Source organism: Acidovorax sp. SUPP950 (assembly GCF_030158935.1).
Lineage (GTDB): Bacteria > Pseudomonadota > Gammaproteobacteria > Burkholderiales > Burkholderiaceae_C > Paracidovorax.
Genome location: NZ_BQXE01000006.1, coordinates 61,977 through 83,046, shown reverse-complemented (window position 1 = coordinate 83,046; position 21,070 = coordinate 61,977). Strand labels below are relative to the sequence as shown.

Genomic DNA, 21,070 nt, shown 5'->3' with positions numbered 1-21,070 from the left:
ATGGCACTGGTGGTGCCTCGCTCTGTCTGCACTCACCGCAACAGAAACACCACCACCACGATCACAGCGCCCAGTGCGATATTGACGCCCACCCAGGTGCGGATGGAAGCCAGCGCCTTGCCGCCCGCGGCCCAGTCGCTCGCCGCCACCGCGCGCTGCAGGCGCTTGAACAGCGCGAAACGCACGTGGCCGAACAGGGCCATCATCACGATGCCCAGCGTGGCCATGATCGTCCAAGACAGCGGCATGGAAAAACGGCCGCCCGACTGCGCCGCGGCACGGGCGACGTTGCCGATCATCCACAGCCCGCTGGACAGCACCAGCACGACGGCTACCAGCACCGCCCCCAGAAAACGCTGCAGCACGCCGTGCATCAGCGCCACGCGCTGGGCAGGTTCCAGCGCCTGGGCTGCCGGGCGCAGGAAGAAATGGGCGAAGGCCATGCCCCCCAGCCAAACGATGATCGCCAGGACATGGACCAATTGGAGCGCGTTGTACAGCATGGGAGACTTTCTGAGGGGTTCGGGAGCCGGGACGGGCGCCCAGGCAGGGCGCCAGGGCGGGAGGATAGGGCGCCAACGCGGGTGCAAGCACGGCAATGGCTATGGAAAACGGACAGGCCATTGTTACAAAAAAGAACATTGAGGCTATTGACGTCAAAACCGACGTCGATTGTGGCTATCCTCGTGGGTTATCGTGGACGGATTCCCCGCGCCGCGCCCGGGATTTCCTCCATCTGCCCATGACGCTTCCAAAAGCACTGCGATTGCAACGCTGGCCCTGGCTGCCAGGGGTGCTCTGCGCGCTGCTCGGCATGGCTGCCAGTTGGGCACTGTGGAAGCAGCAGAGCGATTCGGTGGCGCGCATCGCACGCGAGCGGTTCACCCAGGAGGCACGGTCGTTCACCACGGCGCTGGAGGCCCGCATCGCCTCGCATACCGAACTGGTGGTCGGTCTGCGCAGCCTGTTCCTGGTCAACCCACGGCTGGGGCGCGCCGATTTCGAACATGCGGCGCGTGAGTTGCGCCTTGCCCAGCATTACCCCGGCGTGAAGAACGTGGCCTTCACCCGTTACGTGACGCGTGCCGACAAGGAGGCCTACGAGGCCCGGGTGCGGGCCGACGACCTGGCGCGAACGGGCGCGCCGTCCACGTTCGCCATCCGCCCGCCCGGCGACCGGCCCGAATACCAAGTGGCCGACTACATCTGGCCGATCGTGGGCAACGAGTACGTCGTGGGCCTGGATGTCGGCTCGCTGCCGGCCACCATGGCGTCCATCCGCTACAGCCGCGACACCGGGCAGATCGTGGCCTCGGAACCGTTCGACCTGCTGCAGGAGCGCGACAACCGCGCCGGGTTCGTGATCCGGCTGCCCGTGTTCGACGACGGCGCGGGCGGCGTGCGCCGCTACATCGGCTCGGTGGCCGCCACCATCCGCTTCTACGACATGGTGAAGGCCCTGCAGTCCGAGGGCCAACTGCGGGGCGTGGGCATGTCGGTGCGGGACATCGGCTCCGTGAGCGATGGCTCCGCGTCTTCCGAACGGACGCTGCTGGCGCTGGAAAGCGGCGTGCGTCCCGCCATGGAGCGCTATGAACGTGAGCTTCGCGTGCACGACCGGCGCTGGCGGCTGACCTTCCAGCCCCTGCAGCCCTTCCTGTCGCGCTCGGAGGCGCAGTTGCCGGCGATGATGGGCGGCGGCGGCCTGCTGGTGACGGCCCTGCTGTCCGCGCTCATCACGCTGCTGGTGCGCCGCCGCACGCAGGCCGTGAGCTTCGCCACCGCCGCAGGCTCGGCCCTGCGCGAGAGCGAAGAGCGCTTTCGCGCGCTGTTCAACCAGGCTGCCGTGGGCGTCGCGCAGGTCGAGGCCAGCAGCCGCCGCTTCGTGCGGGCCAACAGCAAGTTCTGCGACATCCTGGGCTACACCGAGGCCGAGTTGTCGACCAAGACGGTGGGCGAGATCACGCACCCCGACGACCTGGCCGCCGGCGAGTCGCTGATGGAGCAGATTGCCCAGGGGCAGATCGAGGAGTTCCGCTACGAAAAGCGCTACTTCCACAAGGAGGGGCGCGTCATCTGGGCCGATCTGACCGTGTCGCCCATGCGCATGCCCGGCAACCCGGCGCACCATTCCATCGCCGTGGTGCAGGACATCACCGAGCGCAAGCAGATGGAAGAGAGCCAGCGCGACAGCGAGCTGCGCCTGCGCGGCATCCTGTACCGCCTGCCGGTGGGCGTGTGTTTGGTGCGCAAGGACGGCGTGGTGAGCTTTCGCAACGAACGCTTCGTGCAGATCTGCGGCTACACCGCCGAAGACGCCCCCACGGTGGACGACTGGTGGCGCCTGGCGTTTCCGGATGCGGCGCAGCGCGAGCAGGCCATCGCCGACTGGCTGGCCGTGTGCGCCGAGGCGCCGGGCCAGGAGGCCATCGCGCCGCGCGAGCACGCCATCACCTGCAAGGGCGGGCAGTTGCGCACGGTGGACCTGGCCGGCGTGGCGCTGGGCGACGACCGCCTCATCACCGTGGTGGACATGAGCCAGCACAAGGCGGCGGAGGAAGAGATCCGCTACCTCGCTTATTACGACCCGCTCACCCAGTTGCCCAACCGCCGGCTGCTGCTCGACCGGCTGCAGCAGGCCCTGGCCGCCAGCACCCGCAGCCAGCGCTGCGGCGCGGTGCTGATGCTCGACCTGGACAACTTCAAGACCCTGAACGAGACCCAGGGCCATGAGCGCGGCGACATGCTGCTGCGCCAGGTGGCGCTGCGGCTGCGCGACTGCGTGCGGGCCGAAGACACCGTGGCGCGCCATGGCGGCGACGAGTTCGTGGTGGTGCTGGAAGACCTGGGTGACAGCCCCGAAGACGCCGCCGCGCGCGCGGAAGAGATGGGCCAGAAGATCCTGGCGGCCCTGCGCCGGCCGTTCGTGCTGGAGGGCGAGGCCCACCACAGCACGCTCAGCATGGGCGTGACCATCTTCCAGGGTGTGCGCGAGACGGTGGACGAACTGCTGCAGCGCGCCGACCTGGCCATGTACCAGGCCAAGGCCGGCGGGCGCAACAGCCTGCAGTTCTACGACCCGCGGATGCAGGCGTTGGTGGCGGCCCGCGCGGCACTCGAATCGGACCTGCGCGAGGGCATCGCGCTCCAGCAGTTCGAGCTGTTCTACCAGCCACAGATGGACAACGGGCGCATCACCGGCGCCGAGGCGCTGCTGCGCTGGCGCCACCCGGTGCGCGGCTTCGTCTCGCCGGCCGATTTCATTCCCCTGACCGAAGAGACCGGACTCATCCTGCCGCTGGGCGAATGGGTGCTGCAGGCGGCGTGCGCTCAGCTGGCGCGGTGGGCGCAGCGGCCGGCGCTCTCGCACCTGGGCCTGTCCGTGAACGTGAGCGCGCGCCAGTTCCACCAGAGCGGCTTCGTGGGCCAGGTGCTGGCGGCGCTGGCGAGCACCGGGGCGGATGGCCGCCGGCTCAAGCTGGAGATGACCGAAAGCCTGCTGCTGCAGGACGTGGAGGACACCATCGACAAGATGGCCCAGCTGCGCGCCTACGGCGTGGGCTTCTCGCTCGACGATTTCGGCACGGGCTATTCCTCGCTCGCCTACCTCAAGCGCCTGCCGCTGGACGAGTTGAAGATCGACCAGAGCTTCGTGCGTGACGTGCTCACCGACCCCAACGACGCTGCCATCGCGCGCACCATCGTCGCCCTGGGCACCAGCCTGGGCCTGCGCGTGATCGCCGAGGGCGTGGAGACCGAGGCGCAGCGCGCCTTCCTGGCACGCAACCAGTGCTACGTGTGGCAGGGCTACCTGCTCAGCCCGCCGCTGCCGGCGGACGGCTTCGAACGCCTGGTGATCGATCACGCCGCGGGCCTGAGCCCGCTGATCGTGTGAGGGGCCCCGGCCGCCGCCCGCCGCCCCGCAACGCCTGCGGGCCTGCCAGTCCCTCCCGGTCCTTCCGAGCCGTCCCATGTTCGAACTGAAAACCCTGGCGCTGTACGCCGTTACCGCGCTGGCGGAGATCGTGGGCTGCTACCTGCCGTGGCTGTGGCTGCGCCAGGGCGCGAGCCCCTGGCTGCTGGTGCCGGCCGCTGCCTGCCTGACGCTGTTCGCCTGGCTGCTCACCCTGCATCCGGCCGCGGCCGGCCGGGTGTATGCGGCCTACGGCGGCGTCTACGTGGCGGTGGCCCTCGGCTGGCTCTGGGCGGTGGACGGCGTGCGCCCCACCGCGTGGGACCTGGCGGGCGTGGCCGTCTCCCTGGCCGGCATGGCGATCATCGCCTTCGCCCCCCGCGCTGGCTGATGCTACTCTTTTGATAGCTATATGCCCTAGTGCTGATTGCGCTGGAGGCCTTTTTTGCTTGAAGCAGCGGCGGCTGTAGGAGCGGGTCGTTTCCCTGGCAGTCGCGCCACCCCGGCACGGTATCATCCGGGGCTTGGCCACGCTGGCCCGCCCGGCGGCGCGGCCGCGCCGTTTTGAGCGCTTCAACGCCCCCAGCCCGCCCACAGACCCGTGCGTCTCAACTCCATCAAACTCGCCGGCTTCAAGTCGTTCGCAGAACCCACCAACTTCATGCTGCCGGGCCAACTGGTGGGCGTGGTGGGCCCGAACGGCTGCGGCAAGTCCAACATCATGGATGCGGTGCGCTGGGTGCTGGGGGAGTCCAAGGCCAGCGAGCTGCGCGGCGAGTCCATGCAGGACGTGATCTTCAGCGGCACCACCAGCCGAAAGCAGGCCAGCCGCGCCAGCGTGGAGCTGGTCTTCGACAACGCCGACCACCGCGCCGGCGGGCAGTGGAACCAGTACGGCGAGATCGCCGTCAAGCGCGTGCTCACGCGCGACGGCAACAGCAGCTACTTCATCAACAACCAGCCCGTGCGCCGGCGCGACGTGCAGGATGTGTTCCTGGGCACGGGCCTGGGGCCGCGGGCCTACGCCATCATCGGCCAGGGCACCATCAGCCGCATCATCGAGTCGCGCCCCGAAGAGCTGCGCCTGTTCCTGGAAGAGGCCGCGGGCGTCTCCAAGTACAAGGAGCGCCGCCGCGAGACCGAAAACCGCCTGTCGGACACGCGTGAGAACCTCACGCGGGTCGAAGACATCCTGCGCGAGCTGAACGCCAACCTGGAGCGCCTGGAAAAGCAGGCCGAGGTGGCTGCCCGCTACAACGCGCTGCAGGCCGACGTCACCCTCAAGCAGCACCAGCTGTGGTTCTTGAAGCGCGCCGATGCCGAGGCCGAGCAGGCCAAGGTGCGCGCCGACGGCCTGCAGGCCGTGAACGACCTCGAATCGCGCATGGCCGACCTGCGCTCGGTCGAATCCGACCTCGAAACCATCCGCCAGGCGCACTACGCCGCGGGCGACCACGTCAACCAGGCCCAGGGCAAGCTCTACGAGGCCACGGCCGAAGTGGGCCGCCTGGAGGCCGAGATCCGCTACGTGGTCGAAGGCCGCCAGCGCGTGGAACTGCGCCTCGCCCAGCTCGCCGAGCAGATCGCGCAGTGGTCGGCCCGCAAGGAAGAGGCCGAACACGAGATGGAGAACCTCGCCGGTGCCGGCGTGGACGCCGACGAACGTGCCGAACTGCTGGCCGCCCAGGTTGAGGAACAGGCCCTGCAGCTGCCCGACCTCGAAGAGGCGCTGCGCCAGGGCCAGCAGCGTGCCAACGAGCAGCGCGGCGCCGTGGTGCAGGTGCAGCAGCAGATCGGTGTGCTGGCCGCCGAGCAGCGCAGCATCGACGAGCAAAGCCGCCAGCTCGATGCCCGCCACGAGCGCCTGCGCACCGACCGCAACGCGCTGGCCGCGCCCGACGAGGCGCGGCTGGTCAATCTGCGCGGCCAGCTCGATGCCGCCCAGGAGGGCGCCGAAATGGCCGAGGCCCGGCTGGCCGAGCTGCAGGAATCCGTGCCGCAGCTGGACGAGGACCGCCGCACCCGCCAGCAGGCCGTGAACGTGGAAAGCGCCCGCCAGGCCGACCTGTCGGCGCGCATGGAGGCGCTGAAGGCGCTGCAGGAGAAGGTCAAGACCGATGGCAAGCTGCAGCCCTGGCTGGCGCGCCACGGCCTCGACGGCCTGCAGGGCCTGTGGAGCCGCATCCACATCGAGCCCGGCTGGGAGAACGCGCTGGAGGCCGCGCTGCGCGAGCGCCTGGGCGCCCTCGAAGTCAGCCGGCTCGACAGCGTGCGCGGCTTTCTCGGCGCGGGCGGCAACGATGCGCCACCGGCCCGGCTGGCCTTCTACACCGCGCCGCCCGCCGGCATCCCCGAGCCCACCGGCGCCGCCACCCGCCTGTCCGACCTGCTGCGCCTGGGCGATGCCGGCCTGCGCGCCGTGCTCACCGACTGGCTGCAGGGCTGCTACACCGCGCAGACGCTCGACGAGGCCCTGAACCGCCGCCCCACGCTGCAGCCCGGCGAGGTGGTCTACGTGCCCACGGGCCATGCGGTCAGCGCGCACAGCGTGAGCTTTTATGCCCAGGACTCCGAGCAGTCCGGCCTGCTGGCCCGCGCGCAGGAGATCGAGCACCTCGAAAAGGAACTGCGCGCCCAGGCCCTCATCAGCGAGGAGTCGCGCACGGCCCTGGTGCGCGCCGAGTCGGCCTACGCGGACGCCTCGCAGCGCCTCGTGGCCGCGCGCCGCGAAGCCAGCGAGGCGCAAAGCCGCGCCCATGAACTGCAGGTGGAAACGCTGCGCCTGACCCAACTGGCCGACCAGGCCCGCGCGCGCAGCGAGCAGATCGGCGCCGACCTGGCCGAGGTCGAGGCGCAGCTGGCCGACCTGCAGGAGCGCCGCGTGACGGCCGAGGCGCGCTTCGAAGAGCTGGACATGCAGCTGGCCGACAGCCAGGAGCGCCACGCGCAGCTGGACGAGCGCGTGATCGCCGCCGAGCGCAAGCTCGCCGAATGCCGCGAGCAGCAGCGCAGCCTGGAGCGCCAGGCGCAGGAGGCCACGTTCTCCCGCCGCAGCCTGGAGGCGCGCCGGGCCGAACTCGCCCGCACGCTGGACACGGCGGGCAGCCAGACCCGCGCGCTGGCCGACGAGCAGCAGCGCGCCCGCGACGAGATGGCGCGGCTGTCCGACGCCGCGGCGCAGGGCGGCCTGCAGCAGGCGCTGGACCTCAAGATGGAGCGCGAGAAGGCCCTGGGCGCCCAGCGCAGCGAATACGACGACCTCACCGCCAAGCTGCGCGCGAGCGACGAGCGCCGCATGCAGCTGGAACGCGCGCTCGATCCGCTGCGCGCCCGCATCACCGAATTCCAGCTCAAGGAGCAGGCCGCGCGCCTGGGCCTGGAGCAATACACCACGCTGCTGGCCGATGCGCAGGCCGACCTGGAGGCGGTGGCGCAGTCCATCGAGGCCGGCGGCGTGCGCTCGGCCGGCCTGCAAAGCGAGATCGACCGCCTGCACCGCGAGATCGCGGCGCTGGGCGCAGTCAACCTCGCCGCGCTGGAGGAACTGAACCTCGCGCGCGAGCGCAAGACCTTCCTCGACTCGCAGACCGCGGACCTGACCGAGGCCATGAACACGCTGGAGGACGCGATCCGCAAGATCGACGCCGAAACCCGCGAACTGCTCTCGGGCACCTTCGAGACGGTGAACGGCCATTTCGGGCGCATGTTCCCCGAGCTGTTCGGCGGCGGCAATGCGCGCCTCATCATCACCGGCGACGAAATCCTCGACTCCGGCGTGCAGGTGATGGCGCAGCCGCCGGGCAAGAAGAACCAGACCATCCACCTGCTGTCCGGCGGCGAGAAGGCCCTGACCGCCATCGCGCTCGTCTTCGCCATCTTCCAGCTCAACCCCGCACCGTTCTGCCTGCTGGACGAGGTGGACGCGCCGCTGGACGATGCCAACACCGAACGCTATGCCAAGCTCGTGTCCAGCATGAGCAGCGGCACGCAGTTCCTTTTCATCAGCCACAACAAGATCGCCATGGAAATGGCCGAACAACTGATCGGCGTGACCATGCAGGAGCAGGGCGTCTCGCGTATCGTGGCCGTGGACATGGAGTCCGCGCTGTCCATGGCCGATGCCTGAACCCCCAGAAGCCGCACGTTTTTTCACCATGAGCAATTTCCAACTCGGCCTCATCATCGCGGGCGGCGTCGTTCTGGCGGCCATCGTCGCCTTCAACGCCTGGTCCGCCCACCGCAACGCCCCCAAGCGCGCGAAACCGCCCGAGCCCGACGGCGCGGCCGAGCCCGCGCTGCGCCAGGAGCCCGCCTTCGATGCCGGCGGCGCCCCGGTGGAGGGTGCCGATGCGCCCGGCGCGGGAACGGACCCGTCCTTCGACGGCCACACCGTGGACCTGCGCGATGCGATGCAGCTGCCCGTGCCGCCGTCCGAGCGCCGCGGCGGGCTGGACCCGCTGATCGACGCCATCGCCCCGCTGGTGGCCGAGCAGATCGTCTCGGGCGACGCGGCCCTGGCGGCCCTGCCGCCCACGCGCCGCGCCGGCAGCAAGGCCTTCGCCATCGAGGGCTTCAACGAATCCACCCAGCAGTGGGAGACGCCCGTGGCCGGCCAGCGCTACAGCCACTTCCAGGCCGGCGTGCAGCTGGCCAACCGCGTGGGCGCGCTCAACGAGATCGAGTTCTCGGAGTTCGTCGTCAAGGCCCAGGGCTTCGCCGACGCCATCAACGCCGCGGCCGACTTCCCCGACATGCTGCACGAGGTGGCCCGCGCCCGCGAACTGGACCAGTTCGCCGGCGACCACGACGCGCAGCTGGCCTTCGTGCTGCGTGCGCGGCATGCGGCCTGGAGCCCCGGCTACGTGCAGCAGAACGCCGTGCGCCTGGGGTTCACGCCGGGCGCCATTCCCGGCCGGCTGGTGCTGCCCGCGAGCGGCCCGGGCCTGCCGCCGGTCCTCACCCTGGCCTACGACACGCAGTTCGCCCTGTCCGACGACCCCGAGCAGTCGGCCATCCGCGACATCACGCTGAGCCTGGACGTGGCCCAGGTGCACCGCTCCGAGCAGCCGTTCGCGCGCCTGCGCGAGGTGGCCGCCGCCCTGGGCGAGGCCATGGACGGCGCGCTGTGCGACCAGAACGGCACGCCGCTGCCCGCCATGACCATGGACCCCATCGCCGCCGACCTGGAGCTGCTGTACGACAAGCTCGACAGCCGCGAGCTGTCGGCCGGCTCGCTGCTGGCGCGCCGCCTGTTCAGCTGAGTGGCCGGTCATCCCGGGCCGAAAGGACACCCCATGCGCTGGTGGCACGTGCTGTTTCCCCCGGTGGTGGAAACACCCCAGGGGCTGTTTCGCCCCTCGAACGCCGTCCTGGACCGGTGGTTGCCAGCCATCGGGTGCCTGGTGGTCGCGGGTGTTGCGCTGTGGCAGTACCGGACGATCGGCCGGTTCAACTACTTTGGGCTGGTCTACCTGGGGTTGTTCATCGCCCCCGCCATCGCCGGTTGGCGTGCCCGGCGCCAATTCGGCCGCATGGGCAAGCCCCTGGTGCGCATCGACGGTTCGGAAGTCTTCCTGAGCCTGCCCCAGAACGTGCGCCCCGGCCACGTGCAGGTGCCGCTGGCAGATGTCCGGGCCATCGTGGTCAAGGGGACGCCGGGCCAGCGCAGCTACGTGTTCGAGCGCCACGCGGGCGAGCCCATCGAGGTGCGCCCCGGGTTCGGTCGGCTCGATGCGCGGGTCGTGGATTTCCTGCAGCGCGCCATGCCCGCTGCCATTCCTGTGAACGTGCAGGAGCCTCCTACTTTTCTGGGTTCCATCCGTGGTGACTGATTCCAAACCTTCCGCAGCCGGCGCGCTGCCCCTGCAACCCGCCGAGGCCGTCGACGCGCTGCGCGCCCAGCTCAACCGCTGGGCCCACCAGTACTACGTGCTCGACGAGCCCACGGTGCCCGATGCCGAGTACGACCGCGTGTTCCGTGAACTGCAGGCGCTGGAAGAGGCCCACCCGGACCTCGTCACCCCCGACTCGCCCACCCAGCGCGTGATCGGCGCGGTGATGGAGGGCCTGTCGCCCGTGCGCCACCGCGTGGCCATGCTCAGCATCCGCACCGAGACCGACACCGAAGCCAGCGGCGCCCGCACCTTCGATGCCCGCGTGCGGCGCGAGCTGAAGCTGGCCGAGGGCGATGCCCCCGTCGAATACGTGGCCGAGCCCAAATTCGACGGCCTGGCCATGAGCCTGCGCTACGAAAACGGCCGCCTGGTGCAGGCCGCCACGCGCGGCGACGGCGAGGTCGGCGAGGACGTGACGCACAACGTGCGCGCCATCCGCCAGATTCCCTTGACGCTGCCCACGGGCGGCAAGAACGGCGCCCCCCCGGTGCTGGAGGTGCGCGGCGAGGTCTACATGCGCCGCGCCGATTTCGACCAGCTCAACGAACGCCAGCGCGAGGCCGGTGGCAAGACCTTCGTCAACCCGCGCAACGCGGCGGCGGGGGCGGTGCGGCAGCTCGATTCGGGCATCTCGGCGCAGCGGCCCCTGAGCTTTTTCGCCTATGGCCTGGGCGACGTCACGCCGGCCGGCGAGGGCGGGCCCGACTTCGGCACGCACTACGACATGCTGCAGGCGCTGAAAGGCTGGGGTTTTCCGGTGGCGGCGCAGGTGCGCGTGGCGCACGGCGCTCAGGAGCTGATCGCCTTTCACCAGGAGATCGGCGCCTCGCGCGACCGCCTGCCCTACGACATCGACGGCGTGGTCTACAAGGTCAACCGCCTGGACCTGCAGCGCCAGCTGGGCTTCGTCACGCGCGAGCCGCGCTGGGCCGTGGCGCACAAGTACCCGGCGCAGGAAATGGTCACCCGCATGGACGGCATCGACGTGCAGGTGGGCCGCACCGGCAAGCTCACGCCCGTGGCGCGGCTGGCGCCGGTGTTCGTGGGCGGGGTGACCGTCACCAACGCCACGCTGCACAACCTGTTCGAGCTGCGCCGCAAGAAGGCCCGGGTGGGCGATCAGGTGATCGTGCGGCGCGCGGGCGACGTGATTCCCGAGGTCGTGGCCGTGGTGCCGCCGGCGCTGGGCGCGGCCATGCCGGCGCCCGAGCCCATCCGTGAAGACGCCGCCGCCGCGGCGGCCACCGATGCGCTGGTGGACCTGGTCGATCTGGCCGATGCCGCCGGCGACGACGCGCCCGTCAGCCTGCCCGCACCGCCGCGCCAGCCCTACGTGCCCAATTTCCGCATGCCCCGGCAGTGCCCCATCTGCGGCAGCGCCGTGGTGCGCGAAAAGGGCGAGGTCAACCACCGCTGCTCGGGCGGGCTGTTCTGCGCCGCCCAGCGCAAGGAGGCCATCCTGCACTTCGCCGCGCGGCGCGCCATGGACATCGAAGGCCTGGGCGACAAGCTGGTGGACCAGCTGGTCGACGGCCAGGTCATCCGCACCTTGCCCGACCTGTACCGCCTGGGCCTCACCGCCCTCAGCAGCCTGGAGCGCATGGCGGAAAAGTCGGCCCAGAACGTGCTCGCCGCGCTGGAGAAATCCAAGCAGACCACCTTGCCGCGCTTTCTGTTCGGCCTTGGCATCCGCCACATCGGCGAGGCCACCGCCAAGGACCTGGCGCGCCACTTCGGCGGCCTGGACGCGATCATGGACGCGAGCGTGGAGCAACTGCTGGAGGTGAACGATGTCGGCCCCATCGTGGCCGAGTCCCTTCGCACCTTCTTCGACCAGCCGCACAACCGCGAGGTGGTGGAGCAACTGCGCGCCTGCGGCGTCACCTGGCCCGAGGGCGCGCCGGCCGAGCGGGCCGTGCTGCGCCTGGCCGGCCAGACCATCGTGCTCACCGGCACCTTGCCCACCCTGAGCCGCGACGAGGCCAAGGACCTGCTGGAGGCGGCCGGCGCCAAGGTGGCGGGCTCGGTCAGCAAGAAGACCAGCTACGTCGTCGCCGGCGAGGAGGCCGGCAGCAAGCTGGTGAAGGCGCAGGAGCTGGGCGTGCCCGTGCTCGACGAGGCCGGCATGCTGGCCCTGCTGGGCCGCGAGAGCGCATGAGCACGTGCGGTCGCTACATTGCGTTTGTTCGCTTGCTATGTATTTGATAGCTGCCAAGGCAGATCAACCTAGGGCGTGAGCCCTTTTCGACCATTGAGCCCCCGATGCCCCCTGTGTCTGCTTCCCTGCGCGCGCGCCTGACGGCCGCGTGGCGGGGCCACGCCGCGCCGCTGCTGGCGCGCGCCTGGGCCTTCGCCGCCCGCCACCTGCGGTCCCGCCGCGCGGTGCTCTGGGCGTTGCTGGCCGTGCCCCTGGCCCTGCTGCTGTACGTGCTGGCCCTGGTCCCGTTCACCCCGGCCATCAGCGACATCCGCAAGGCCAAGACCGAACAGCCCGCGCAACTCGTCTCGGCCGATGGCCGCCTGCTGGCCGAATACAAATGGGTCAACCGCGAATGGGTGGCGCTGGAGGACATCGCCCCTTCGGTGAAGGACGCGCTCATCGCCACCGAGGACCACCGCTTCTACGACCACTTCGGCCTCGACTGGCGGCGCACCGGCTCGGCGCTGATCCGCACCCTGGGCGGCGACAAGCAGGGCGGCTCCACCATCACGCAGCAGCTCGCGCGCAACCTCTACCCCGAGGACATCGGCCGCGCGCCCACGCTCACGCGCAAGCTGAAGGAGGCCATCACCGCGCTCAAGATCGAGGTGCTGTACTCCAAGGACGAGATCCTGGAGACCTACCTGAACACCGTGCCGTTCCTGTACAACGCCTACGGCATCGAGATGGCCGCGCGCACGTACTTCGACAAGTCGGCCGACAAGCTCACCGTGCTGGAGAGCGCCACCCTGATCGGCATGCTCAAGGGCACGAGCTACTACAACCCCGTGCTCAACCCCGAGCGCGCGCAGGAGCGGCGCAACACCGTGCTGTCGCAGATGAAAAAGCGCGGCAAGCTCTCCGCCGAGCAGTACGACACCCTGTCGCGCCGGCCGCTGCGCATCCGCTTCGAGCGCCAGATCGAAACCGCCGGCCCCGCGCCGCACCTGGCGCAGCAGCTGCGCAAGCAGCTCATCGACTGGGCCGACCGCAACGGCTACAGCCTGTATGCCGACGGGCTGGTGGTCCGCACCACCATCGATTCGCGCCTGCAGACCCTCGCCAACCAGGCGGTCGCCCGCCAGGGCCGCCAGTTGCAGGGCGTGGCCGACGGCGCCTGGGCCTCGCGCAGCGCCTGGAACCCCAAGGGCCCGCTGGTGCAGGCGCTGGTGCGCGAATCTGCGCAGTACGAGGCCGCGGTGGCCAAGGGCGCCACGCCCGACGAAGCCCTGCAGGGCCTGCTGGACGACGCCGCTTTCATGCGCCAGCTGCGGCAGCAAAAGACGCGCGTGCAGGCCGGCTTCCTGGCGCTGGACCCGCGCAGCGGCGAGGTGCGGGCCTGGGTGGGCAGCCGCGATTTCGCCACCGACCCCTTCGACCACGTGCAGGCCGCGCGCCGCCAGCCGGGCTCGACCTTCAAGCCGTTCGTGTACGGCGCGGCCTTCGCCAACGGGATGCTGCCCACCGACACGCTGATGGACGAGGCGGTGGAGATTCCCCTGGGCGGCCGCCAGGTCTGGCGCCCCACGGATGAAGGCCCGCCCAGCAACGCGCCCATGACGCTGGCCGACGGCCTGGCTTACTCCAAGAACACCATCACCGCGCAGGTCATGCAGAAGGTCGGCCCCGAGCGCGTGGCGCGGTGGGCGCAGGCCATGGGCGTGCGCGAGTCGCGCCTGGATGTGGTGCCCTCGCTGGCGCTGGGCACCAGCCCCGTCACGCTCAAGGAAATGGTGGCCGCCTACGGCACCATCGCCAACGGCGGCCAGTACCGCGCGCCCATCGTCATCACGCGGATCGAAGATAAGAACGGCAAGGTGCTGGAAGACTTCGCCCCTGCCGACCCCGAGCGGGCCGCGGGCCTTTCGGCCGTGCAGACCCTGCGCGACGCCATGCGCGGCGTGATCGACAAGGGCACGGGCGCCGCGATCCGCACCCGCTACGGCATCACCGCCGACGTGGCGGGCAAGACCGGCACCACGCAGGACAACACCGACGGCTGGTTCATCCTGATGCACCCGCAACTGGTGGCGGGGGCCTGGGCCGGCTTCAACGACGGCCGCATCACCCTGCGCAGCGATTACTGGGGGCAGGGCGCCCACAGCGCGCTGCCCATGGTGGGAGAGGTGTTCCAGCAGGCGCTGCGCACCAAGGTGATCGACGCGCGCGAGCGGTTCATCGACGAGGAGGAAAAGAGCGGCTGGGTGGACAACGCCGTGGGCGGCGTGCGCACCTGGGTCTACGACCTCTTCGGCCGCCGCACCGGTCCGGCCGCCGGCACGCCACCGCCCGCGCAGGGCATGGCCCCGGTTGAGCCCGCGATGCGCCCGGCCTCCGAGGCATCGGCGCCTCAGAACCTGCCCGAGGCCCCGGACATTTCCGAGGCGCCGCTCAAGCCGCTGCAGGATGCCACGCCCGACGTGCCGCCCGTGGCCACGCCGATCGAGGGGGGCGGCAGCCTGCCGGGCGCGAGCTTCGGCGGGCAGCCGACCGTGCCGGCGGTGCCGCAGTCACCGGGGCAGCCTGCGGCGCCGTCACCGGCCTCTCCCCAAAGTGGCGGTACCGGCGATGCCGCCGCGCCCACGGCGCCGGCCTCGGCGGGCGGCGGGCTGCCGTTCTTCATCGAATCCAAGCCTTGAGGCGCCGGGCCTGGACCCAGGCGGTGGCAGGGGCGCGGATGGGGCAAGAGGAGGGAGCGCTGCGCGGTGCCTGGCGCGGCCCGCCGCGAGCGCGCGCGGTGTTGCGCTTTGCCCGCTTTCCGCATGCCATGCACCGCAGCGCGACCGCTCTCCGCTATGCTTGCCAGCGGTGCGTTCGCGGCCGGTGCCATGGCCGCCGTGCCGTTGCGATCCTCTCCCTCAACCTCTGGATACCCTTGCCATGATTGCTCGAAAAATGCGTTCCCTGGTCGCCGCTGGCGCCGTGATCTGCCTGTCGCTCGTGACCGCTGCCCACGCCGGCCCCCGGCTGGACAAGATCATGGAAAGCAAGGTCCTGCGCGTGGGCACGCCCGGCGACTACCGACCCTTCGCCATCAAGACCGATGCCGGCTACAGCGGCCACGACATCGACGTGATCGAACTCATGGCCAAGGAACTGGGCGTGAAGGTCGAGTACGTGGCCACGAGCTGGCCCAACCTCATGAAGGACCTGCAGGGCGACAAGTTCGACGTGGCCGTGGGCGGCATCACCCGCAACGTCACGCGCATTCGCCAGATCGAGATGCTCCCCGGCTACGCGCCGTTCGGCAAAGTGGCGCTGGTGCGCACGGCCGACAAGGCCCAGTACCAGACGCTGCAGGACCTGAACAAATCGTCCGTGCGCGTCATCAAGAACCCCGGCGGCACCAACGAAACCTTCGTGCTGCAGAACCTGACCGCCGCGCAGGTCAGCACGCACGACAAGAACGCCGAAATCCCCGCCCTCATCGCGGAAGGCAAGGGCGACGTGATGATCACCGAAACCTACGAAGCCCTGCACTACGCCAAGGCCGACCCGCGCCTGACCGCCGCGTTCATCGACGCGCCGCTCACGCCCACCAACACCCTGGGCTTCATGCTGCCCAAGGACGATGCCGACTATTCGCGCGTGATGGAGTTCGTCTGGGGCCTGCTGGATGCCCGCGGCACGCTCAAGCAGTCGGCCGACAAGTGGCTCAAGTGATCGGCTGACGCCATCTTCGGGCGGCCGCGCCGGTAGCGGCTCCCCGAAAAGCCAAAGGGCGCAGGCCACAGTAATGTGGCTGCGCCCTTTTTCCATGGAGCCGGCGGCAGGGTATGGCCTGCGAAGGCAGGCGGGTCAGTCGATGTCCACGCAGTGCAGCCCGAACCTGCCCGCCTTGCGGTCGGCGAAATAGCGCTCCAGCGTGGTCTTCACGGTGCGAAAAGCGATCTCGTCCCAGGGCACCTCCTCCTCGGTGAACAGGCGCGCCTCCAGGGTTTCATAGCCCGGATCGAAGGCGTCGCTGAGCAGCTGGGCCAGGTAGAAGAAATGCACCTGCCCCACGTGCTGCACGTTCAGCAGGCTGAACAGCGGCCCCATCTGGATCTGCGCGCCGGCTTCCTCGTCGGTCTCGCGCTCCGCGCCCTGCGCGGTGGTTTCGTTCAGTTCCATGAACCCCGCGGGCAGGGTCCACTTGCCCCGGCGCGGTTCGATGGCGCGCCGGCACAGCAGCACCTGGTCGTGCCATACGGGCACGGTGCCCACCACGTTCAGCGGATTCTCGTAGTGGATGGTGTGGCAGGCCGGGCAGACGGCGCGGTGCTTGGTGTCGCCATCGTCGGGAACGCGGTACACCACGGCCGTTCCACATTCGCGGCAGTGCTTGATGGGGCTGCGGGAGGTCATTCGTTTTTCTGAAAATGAAGCGTCGTGGGGCGGCGGAGCGGGAACACCGGCCCCGGCCGATGGCCGCGAGGCCAGGGCGGGGCCCGAGGGGGCTGTCAGGCTACGGCCAGGCGCAGCGTGCCCAGGCCGTCCACGCCGCCTTCGAGCGTGTCGCCGCGCACCACGGCGGCCACGCCCTCCGGCGTGCCCGTGAAGATCAGGTCGCCGGGCTGCAGCTCCCAAGCGGCCGACAGGTGCTCGATCGTTTCGGCGATGTTCCAGATCAGCTGCGAGACGGTGCTGCGCTGGCGGTCGGCGCCGTTCACCTGCAGCCAGATCGCGGCCTGCGCCACGTTGCCTGCCTGCGCGGCCGGGGTGATGGGGCCGATGGGGGCGCTGTGCTCGAAGGCCTTGCCGATCTCCCAGGGGCGGCCCTGCTTCTTCATGTCGTTCTGCAGGTCGCGGCGCGTCATGTCCAGGCCCACGGCATAGCCATACACGTGCTGCAGCGCGTCGGCCGCGGTGATGCCCTTGCCGCCCTTGCCGATGGCCACCACCAGTTCGATCTCGTGGTGCAGGTTGGCGGTGAGCGTGGGGTAGGGCAGCGTGCCCGTCTGGCCGGCATCGACCACGACCAGGGCGTCGGCGGGCTTCATGAAGAAGAAGGGCGGCTCGCGGCCGGTGAAGCCCATTTCCTTGGCGTGTTCTTCGTAATTGCGGCCCACGCAGTAGATGCGGTGCACGGGGAACCGGTCGCCGGTGCCGATGACGGGCACGCTGGCCACGGCTGCGGGAGGAATCACATAGCTCATGTCTGCCTTTCTTCGAAAAGGGACGGCGCGGGGCTGGCCGCGCCGGATGCGGGGAGGGCCGTGCGGCGGCATCGTGCCGGCGCGGGCGCAAACCGGCAGTGTGCCACGGGGCCGGCGTGGTCGCTGTCCCCGGCAGGGCGGCGTTATGCTCGCCGCACCATGAAGCTGTTCAACTACTTCCGTTCATCGTCCTCGTACCGCGTGCGCATCGCCCTGGGGATCAAGGGCCTGCCTTACGACTATGTGCCGGTGCATCTGGTGCGTGCCGAACACCGCCTTCCCGCCTATGCCGACCGGCTGGGCGATCCGCTCGTGCCGGCGCTGGTCACCGACGACGGCCACACCCTGGCGCAGTCGCTGGCCATCATCGAGTACCTCGACGAGATGCATCCCGAGCCACCCCTGCTGCCCGCCGACCCGCTCGGCCGCGCCCAGGTGCGGGCGCTGGCGCAGATGATCGCCTGCGAGATCCACCCCATCAACAACCTGCGCGTGCTCAAGTACCTCATGCAGGAACTGCAGCAGAGCGAAGACACCAAGACCGCCTGGTACCACCACTGGACGCGCAACGGCCTGACGGCCTTCGAACGCCAGCTGGGCCTGCTGGCGCAGGAGCGGCAGGCCGTCGGACTGGCCCCATCGCAGTTCTGCTGGGGCGACGTGCCCACGCTGGCCGACTGCTGCCTGGTGCCGCAGATCTTCAATGCCCAGCGCTTTCGCGTGAACCTGGACGGCCTGCCGCTCACCATGGCCGCGTGGGAAGCCGCCATGGCGCTGCCCGCCTTCCAGGGCGCGCACCCGTCCGCCTGCCCGGACCACGAAGCCTGACCGCGCCGATGTCCATGCCACCACCGGGCCACGATTGGCTGGTGCCCGACTGGCCGGCGCCCGCCCATGTGCGCGCGCTGTGCACCACGCGCGCGGGCGGCGTGAGCGCCGCGCCCTACGGCGCCCTCAACCTGGGCGACCATGTGGGGGACGATCCGCAGGCTGTTCAGGCCAACCGGCGCATCCTGGGCGACGCGCTGCGCTGGGGCGGCGGCCAGACGGCCCGGCCCGTCTTCCTGCGCCAGGTGCATGGCTGGCAGGTGGCCGCGCTCGGCCCCGACACCCCGGACGGCACCGAGGCCGATGCCTGCACGGCCACCGGGCCGGGTGTGGCCTGCACGATCATGGTGGCCGACTGCCTGCCGGTGCTGCTGACCGATGCGCGTGGCACCCGCGTGGCGGCAGCGCATGCGGGCTGGCGGGGGCTGGCAGGGCAGGACGGCCGCGGCGTGCTGGAAGCAGCCTTGGAGTGTTTTAGGCCTCCAGCACAATCAGAACCAGGGCATATTGCTATAAAAAATGTAGCATCTGCCTCGCCGGCGCAGAAATCCGTGGCGGAGCCGGCGGCCGACTCCCGGGCTGATTGCATCGCCTGGCTGGGCCCCTGCATCGGCCCGACGGCGTTCGAGGTGGGCCCGGAAGTGCGCGCCGCGTTCTGCGACGCCCTGCCTGCGGCCGCCCGGCATTTCAGCCCGCAGGGCGGAGGCAAATACCTCGCTGATCTGGCCGGCCTGGCGCGGCAGCGGCTGCAATTCTTGGGCGTGGACCGCGTCCACGGCAATGACGGCAGCGCCGCGTGGTGCACCGTGGGCCAGCCGTCACGGTTCTTTTCGCACCGGTACGGCAGCGCCTTCGGCGGCAGCGGGCGCTTCGCCGCCTGCATCTGGCTCGACCGCGCCGCCGGCGGCTGATGCCGGCGCTGGCGTGGGGGCGGGCGTCTGCCCTGCGGCTGCCGCCTGCGCGGCCTCGCGCTCGGCCAGCTGCCGCGCATGGATCGCGCGTTTGCGGCCCGGCGTGCCCAGGATGTACACCACGATCGACATGGGCAGCAGCCCGTAGAGGGCGAAGGTAACGATGGCGCCAAGCACCGTGCCGTTCGGGGCCATGGCTTCGGCCACCGCCATCAGCAGCGTGACATACAGCCATCCAATGACAACGAGATACATGTGAGGGCCTGGGTTGGAAGGCAGTTGGTGAAAAAAGGCAAGCGGCGTTGCCACGGTGCTCGCCGCTCGGCAACAATGGCCGCAATGGTCCGCCCCTGACGCGGCCATGCATATTCTTGTGGAGGAGACGAACATGGCGGATTCTGAAGCACCCTGGGGAGCGGACACCCAGGCATTCCAGCAGTTCCAGCAAATGCTGGGCAAGGGCTGGACCCAGGCGATGCAGGCTTTCCAGCAGGCCGCCCCGGCGGGCGCTGCCGGCGCCTTCGCCAAGGCGCCTGCTGCTTCGGTGCAGTTCGCCCCCGAAAAGCTCGCGGCCCTGCAGCAGCAGTATGTGAAGGAGGCCACCGCGCTGTGGACGCAGGGGGCGCAGGCCAACGCCAGCGCGGACCGCCGTTTCAGCGGCGAGGCCTGGGCCCAGAACCCCGTGGCCGCCTTCTCGGCGGCGGCCTACCTGCTCAACGCGCGCACCCTCATGGGCCTGGTCGATGCGGTCGAAGCCGATGCCAAGACCCGCGCACGCATCCGGTTCGGCGTGGAGCAATGGATGGCCGCCATGGCGCCCAGCAACTTCCTCGCCTTCAATGCCGAGGCCCAGAAGAAGGCCATCGAAACGCAAGGCGAGAGCATCGCCAAGGGTGTGGCCAACCTGCTGCACGACCTGCGCCAGGGCCACGTCTCGATGACCGACGAAAGCCTGTTCGAGGTCGGCCGCAACGTGGCCACCACCGAGGGCGCGGTCGTGTTCGAGAACGCGCTGTTCCAGCTCATCGAATACAAGCCGCTCACGGACAAGGTGCACGAGCGGCCCTTCCTCATGGTGCCGCCGTGCATCAACAAGTTCTATATCCTCGACCTGCAGCCCGAGAACTCGCTGATCCGCCATGCGGTGAGCGAGGGGCACCGCACCTTCGTCGTGAGCTGGCGCAATCCGGACGATTCGCTGGCCCATCAAACCTGGGACGACTATGTGCAAGAGGGCGCGCTGGCCGCCATCGGCACGGTGCAGGACATCACCGGCGCGGCGCAGATCAACGCCCTGGGTTTCTGCGTGGGCGGCACCATCCTGAGCAATGCGCTGGCCGTGCTGGCCGCGCGCGGCGAAGAGCCGGTGGCGAGCGCCACCTTCCTCACCACGCTCATCGACTTTTCCAACACCGGCATCCTGGACGTGTTCATCGACGAGGCGTTCGTGCAGTTCCGCGAGCTGCAGATGGGGAAGGGCGGCATGATGAAGGGGCAGGATCTGGCCTCCACGTTCAGCTTCCTGCGGCCCAACGATCTGGTGTGGAACTACGTGGTGGGCAACTACCTCAAGGGCGAGACGCCGCCGCCGTTCGACCTGCTCTACTGGAACAGCGACAGCACCAATCTGCCCGGGCCCTTCTATGCTTGGTACCTGCGCAACTTCTACCTCGAAAACAACCTGGTGCGGCCCGGCCGGCTCACGGTGTGCGGCGAAGCCATCGACCTGAACCTCGTGGATTTGCCGGTGTACATCTACGGCTCGCGCGAAGACCACATCGTGCCCATCGACGCGGCGTATGCCTCCACCCAGGTGCTGCCGGGCAAGAAGCGCTTCGCCATGGGCGCATCCGGCCACATCGCCGGCGTGATCAACCCGCCCGCCAAGAAAAAGCGCAGCCACTGGCTGCGCGAGGACGGCCAGTTGCCCGGCACGCTCGACGAATGGCTCAAGGGCGCCACCGAGCACCCTGGCAGCTGGTGGACCGACTGGTCGCGCTGGCTCAAGGGCCATGCGGGCAAGCTGGTCGCGGCGCCCAAGGCCTATGGCCGCGGCACGCGTTTCAAGGCCACCGAACCGGCGCCGGGGCGCTACGTCAAGCAAAAAGCCTGACGCCGCAGTGTGTGCGCCGGGCGGCTGACACAATCGGCCGCACGGGCGCGCCGCGGCCCGCAGGGCTCCCCGA

15 protein-coding genes are annotated in these 21,070 nt (G+C 69.9%); 11 read left to right on the top strand and 4 right to left on the bottom strand.

Annotated features, from left to right (window positions below):
* Positions 1 to 32: 32 nt before the first annotated feature.
* On the bottom strand, positions 33 to 503 hold the full coding sequence (locus tag AVME950_RS20160) for a CopD family protein (protein WP_284431163.1): 471 nt from the start codon (positions 501 to 503) through the stop codon (positions 33 to 35).
* A gap of 239 nt (positions 504 to 742) precedes the next feature.
* On the opposite strand from AVME950_RS20160, the gene AVME950_RS20155 reads away from it, so the two are divergent.
* The 8 genes from AVME950_RS20155 to AVME950_RS20120 all read left to right on the top strand — a co-directional run bounded on the left by AVME950_RS20155 (position 743) and on the right by AVME950_RS20120 (position 15,670).
* Positions 743 to 3,895 carry a bifunctional diguanylate cyclase/phosphodiesterase gene (locus tag AVME950_RS20155; RefSeq protein WP_284431162.1) on the top strand — a complete coding sequence of 1,051 codons (3,153 nt, stop codon included), beginning with the start codon at positions 743 to 745 and terminating at the stop codon, positions 3,893 to 3,895.
* 76 nt (positions 3,896 to 3,971) lie between these two features.
* Positions 3,972 to 4,304 carry a YnfA family protein gene (locus tag AVME950_RS20150; protein WP_284431161.1) on the top strand — a complete coding sequence of 111 codons (333 nt, stop codon included), beginning with the start codon at positions 3,972 to 3,974 and terminating at the stop codon, positions 4,302 to 4,304.
* Positions 4,305 to 4,514: 210 nt separating this feature from the next.
* Positions 4,515 to 8,039 carry a chromosome segregation protein SMC gene (gene smc / locus AVME950_RS20145; RefSeq protein ID WP_284431160.1) on the top strand — a complete coding sequence of 1,175 codons (3,525 nt, stop codon included), beginning with the start codon at positions 4,515 to 4,517 and terminating at the stop codon, positions 8,037 to 8,039.
* A gap of 28 nt (positions 8,040 to 8,067) precedes the next feature.
* Complete coding sequence (locus AVME950_RS20140; protein WP_284425601.1) at positions 8,068 to 9,174, top strand: cell division protein FtsZ; 1,107 nt, start codon at positions 8,068 to 8,070, stop codon at positions 9,172 to 9,174.
* 33 nt (positions 9,175 to 9,207) lie between these two features.
* Positions 9,208 to 9,744, top strand: coding sequence for a hypothetical protein (locus tag AVME950_RS20135; protein ID WP_284399789.1), 537 nt, complete (start codon positions 9,208 to 9,210; stop codon positions 9,742 to 9,744).
* A complete protein-coding gene (ligA, locus tag AVME950_RS20130; protein ID WP_502869431.1) occupies positions 9,737 to 11,965 on the top strand; it encodes an NAD-dependent DNA ligase LigA in 2,229 nt (742 codons plus the stop codon). The genes AVME950_RS20135 and ligA overlap by 8 nt, the downstream gene beginning before the upstream one ends.
* A 104-nt stretch (positions 11,966 to 12,069) precedes the next feature.
* Positions 12,070 to 14,646 (top strand): penicillin-binding protein 1A, encoded by a 2,577-nt coding sequence (locus tag AVME950_RS20125; RefSeq protein WP_284431159.1) that lies wholly within the window; start codon positions 12,070 to 12,072, stop codon positions 14,644 to 14,646.
* Between the two features lie 241 nt (positions 14,647 to 14,887).
* On the top strand, positions 14,888 to 15,670 hold the full coding sequence (locus AVME950_RS20120; protein ID WP_442867380.1) for a transporter substrate-binding domain-containing protein: 783 nt from the start codon (positions 14,888 to 14,890) through the stop codon (positions 15,668 to 15,670).
* Between the two features lie 135 nt (positions 15,671 to 15,805).
* Here the strand turns inward: AVME950_RS20120 and AVME950_RS20115 are convergent, their stop codons facing one another.
* Both AVME950_RS20115 and AVME950_RS20110 read right to left on the bottom strand, forming a co-directional pair.
* Entirely contained in the window at positions 15,806 to 16,354 is a 549-nt protein-coding gene (locus AVME950_RS20115) for an NUDIX hydrolase (RefSeq protein ID WP_284431158.1), read from the bottom strand.
* 95 nt (positions 16,355 to 16,449) lie between these two features.
* Positions 16,450 to 17,145: a fumarylacetoacetate hydrolase family protein gene (locus tag AVME950_RS20110; protein ID WP_272552681.1), complete on the bottom strand. Its 696-nt coding sequence runs from the start codon at positions 17,143 to 17,145 to the stop codon at positions 16,450 to 16,452.
* 159 nt (positions 17,146 to 17,304) lie between these two features.
* Between AVME950_RS20110 and maiA the strand changes: the two genes are divergently transcribed.
* A complete protein-coding gene (maiA, locus tag AVME950_RS20105; RefSeq protein ID WP_284431157.1) occupies positions 17,305 to 17,973 on the top strand; it encodes a maleylacetoacetate isomerase in 669 nt (222 codons plus the stop codon).
* 14 nt (positions 17,974 to 17,987) lie between these two features.
* Complete coding sequence (locus AVME950_RS20100; protein ID WP_284431254.1) at positions 17,988 to 18,884, top strand: purine nucleoside phosphorylase YfiH/LACC1 family protein; 897 nt, start codon at positions 17,988 to 17,990, stop codon at positions 18,882 to 18,884.
* Here the strand turns inward: AVME950_RS20100 and AVME950_RS20095 are convergent.
* The gene (locus AVME950_RS20095; protein WP_284431156.1) at positions 18,792 to 19,139 is read right to left on the bottom strand and encodes a hypothetical protein; all 348 of its coding nucleotides are present in this window, start codon (positions 19,137 to 19,139) and stop codon (positions 18,792 to 18,794) included. The two genes, AVME950_RS20100 and AVME950_RS20095, sit on opposite strands and share 93 nt — an antisense overlap.
* Before the next feature lie 133 nt (positions 19,140 to 19,272).
* On the opposite strand from AVME950_RS20095, the gene AVME950_RS20090 reads away from it, so the two are divergent.
* Positions 19,273 to 20,997: a PHA/PHB synthase family protein gene (locus AVME950_RS20090; protein ID WP_284431155.1), complete on the top strand. Its 1,725-nt coding sequence runs from the start codon at positions 19,273 to 19,275 to the stop codon at positions 20,995 to 20,997.
* Positions 20,998 to 21,070: the final 73 nt, after the last annotated feature.